At 69.2% G+C, this 1,616-nt stretch carries 3 protein-coding genes and 1 pseudogene; 3 read left to right on the top strand and 1 reads right to left on the bottom strand.

Annotated features, from left to right (window positions below; genetic code table 11):
* A pseudogene (locus tag AB0G11_RS48900) lies at nt 1–431 on the bottom strand (hypothetical protein); the annotation flags it as partial.
* Nucleotides 432–608: 177 nt separating this feature from the next.
* On the opposite strand from AB0G11_RS48900, the gene AB0G11_RS48895 reads away from it, so the two are divergent.
* The 3 genes from AB0G11_RS48895 to AB0G11_RS48885 all read left to right on the top strand — a co-directional run.
* Nucleotides 609–767 carry a hypothetical protein gene (locus AB0G11_RS48895; RefSeq protein WP_357594168.1) on the top strand — a complete coding sequence of 53 codons (159 nt, stop codon included), beginning with the start codon at nt 609–611 and terminating at the stop codon, nt 765–767.
* A gap of 244 nt (nt 768–1,011) precedes the next feature.
* On the top strand, nt 1,012–1,170 hold the full coding sequence (locus AB0G11_RS48890; RefSeq protein ID WP_357594166.1) for a hypothetical protein: 159 nt from the start codon (nt 1,012–1,014) through the stop codon (nt 1,168–1,170).
* 84 nt (nt 1,171–1,254) lie between these two features.
* On the top strand, nt 1,255–1,616 hold a 362-nt coding region (locus AB0G11_RS48885; RefSeq protein WP_357594164.1), incomplete at its 3' end, for an MvdC/MvdD family ATP grasp protein.

Below are 1,616 nucleotides of genomic sequence, written 5' to 3'. Positions count from 1 at the left end.
AAGACCATGACCACGGCGGAGCCGGCGTCCGGCCGGGTGTCGTAGAACTGCAGGACGATCGCGCCGGCCATGCCCCCGACAGCGCCGCACCACGCCCCGAGCGCCACCGGCAGCGACCGTGTGTGCAGCGCGGCGGAGAAGGCGGCCACGAGCATCGCCGGGAACGGCGCGACCGTTGCGGGCGGGCCGTCGGCAGTGGCCGCCCGCAGCAGCAGCGCGGCCACGATGACAGCGAGAACGAGCAGCGGTACGTGCCGCCGTACCGCCAGCGGAACCGTCGTCACCAGGGCGAAGGCGATCCCGGCCCAGAGCGGGTCCGGGCCCGGTGGCAGCACCTCGGCGACGGCCCAGACGGCCAGCAGTACGGCGAGGGCCAGGTCCGAGCGGGGCGGGCGCCGGGGCACCTGGGCCAGCCGTGCGAGGGGGTCCACACGCAGAACGGTACTGCCGGGCCGGGCCATGGGCGTCAGCCGGTTGAGGTAGCCGGGTCAGCCTCCGGTGGTAGGCGATCGCGCCGCCGGGCGGACGCGTTCGGAACCGGATGATCTCTAGCGTTGCGTCGTGACATCGGAAGAAAGAAAACGATCAAACATCGTAGGAGGTGAGCAATGAGCATTCGCTTGGACGATCTCGACAAGGCCGCCGAGCTGCCCGAGGACGCCCTGGACGACATCGTCGGGGGCCGGGACATGCAGTGGCAGCCGTGCGTGTGGACGGCCAGCGCCCACCAGGGGCAGACCGTCGACAGGCGCGACGTCATCCTGTGACGATCCGTGCCTGAACCCGACCGCGAGCGGCGTGCCCGGACTCATCGGGGCACGCCGCCTCCCGGCGACAAGGAGAACCGTTGATCTCATCCTCAGCGCCGAGAACGACGATTCGAGGCAGGGAGGGACGCCGTCCCAGGACACACAGGACATTCCTCCCGGGAGCCAGGACGAGGGGATCAGGTGGTCCGGGACCGGTCGCCGGTTGGCTGGGCCGTGCAGAAACCAGAGAAAGGTGTGAAGAATGAGCATTCGCTTGGACGATCTCGACAAGGCCGCCGAGCTGCCCGAGGACGCCCTGGACGACATCGTCGGAGGCAGAGGCATGCAAGGGCCGTCGTGCGCCTACATGGCCAGCAGTCATGAGGGCCGGACCGTCGACAGGCTGGACATCCAGGTGTGACGGCAACGCCTGAAGTCATAGTGCGGTAAGGGCGGCGTGCCCGTGCTTACCGGGCACGCCGCCTCCCCACGACAAGGAAATCCGTTGATCCTCATCCTCAGCGCCGAGAACGACGATTCGGTGCAGATGGTCGTTCCCGAACTCGTCAAGCGCGGTGCCGAGTTCCTGTGGTGGGATCCGGGCGGCTACCCCGCCCGCACTACGATGAGCTCGCGGCTGACCGGCGGGTCATGGCGGCACACGCTGCGCATCGACGGCCGCGCGTACGACTGCTCGCGGTTCACCGCGATCTGGAACCGCCATCCCACCCACCCGCAGGCCCCCGAGCCGGTCACCGACGCGAACCACCGCAAGTACGTCGAGAAGCTCGCGACCATCCTGCTGCGCGGGTGGGAGCACACCGTCGAGAGCCGCTGGCTGCCGGCCAGGACCATGGACATCCTGCG

Origin of the sequence: Nonomuraea sp. NPDC023979 (genome assembly GCF_040639085.1) — a bacterium.
GTDB classification, from domain to species: Bacteria; Actinomycetota; Actinomycetes; order Streptosporangiales; family Streptosporangiaceae; genus Nonomuraea; species Nonomuraea ceibae.
Note: the sequence above shows the minus strand (reverse complement) of the source record. Positions and strands in the feature narration are given on the sequence as shown.

Excerpts from the sequence above, each read along its gene's own strand:
- AB0G11_RS48895 (WP_357594168.1), top strand. The coding sequence starts at position 609 with ATGAGCATTCGCTTGGACGATCTCGACAAGGCCGCCGAGCTGCCCGAG.
- AB0G11_RS48890 (WP_357594166.1), top strand. The coding sequence starts at position 1,012 with ATGAGCATTCGCTTGGACGATCTCGACAAGGCCGCCGAGCTGCCCGAG.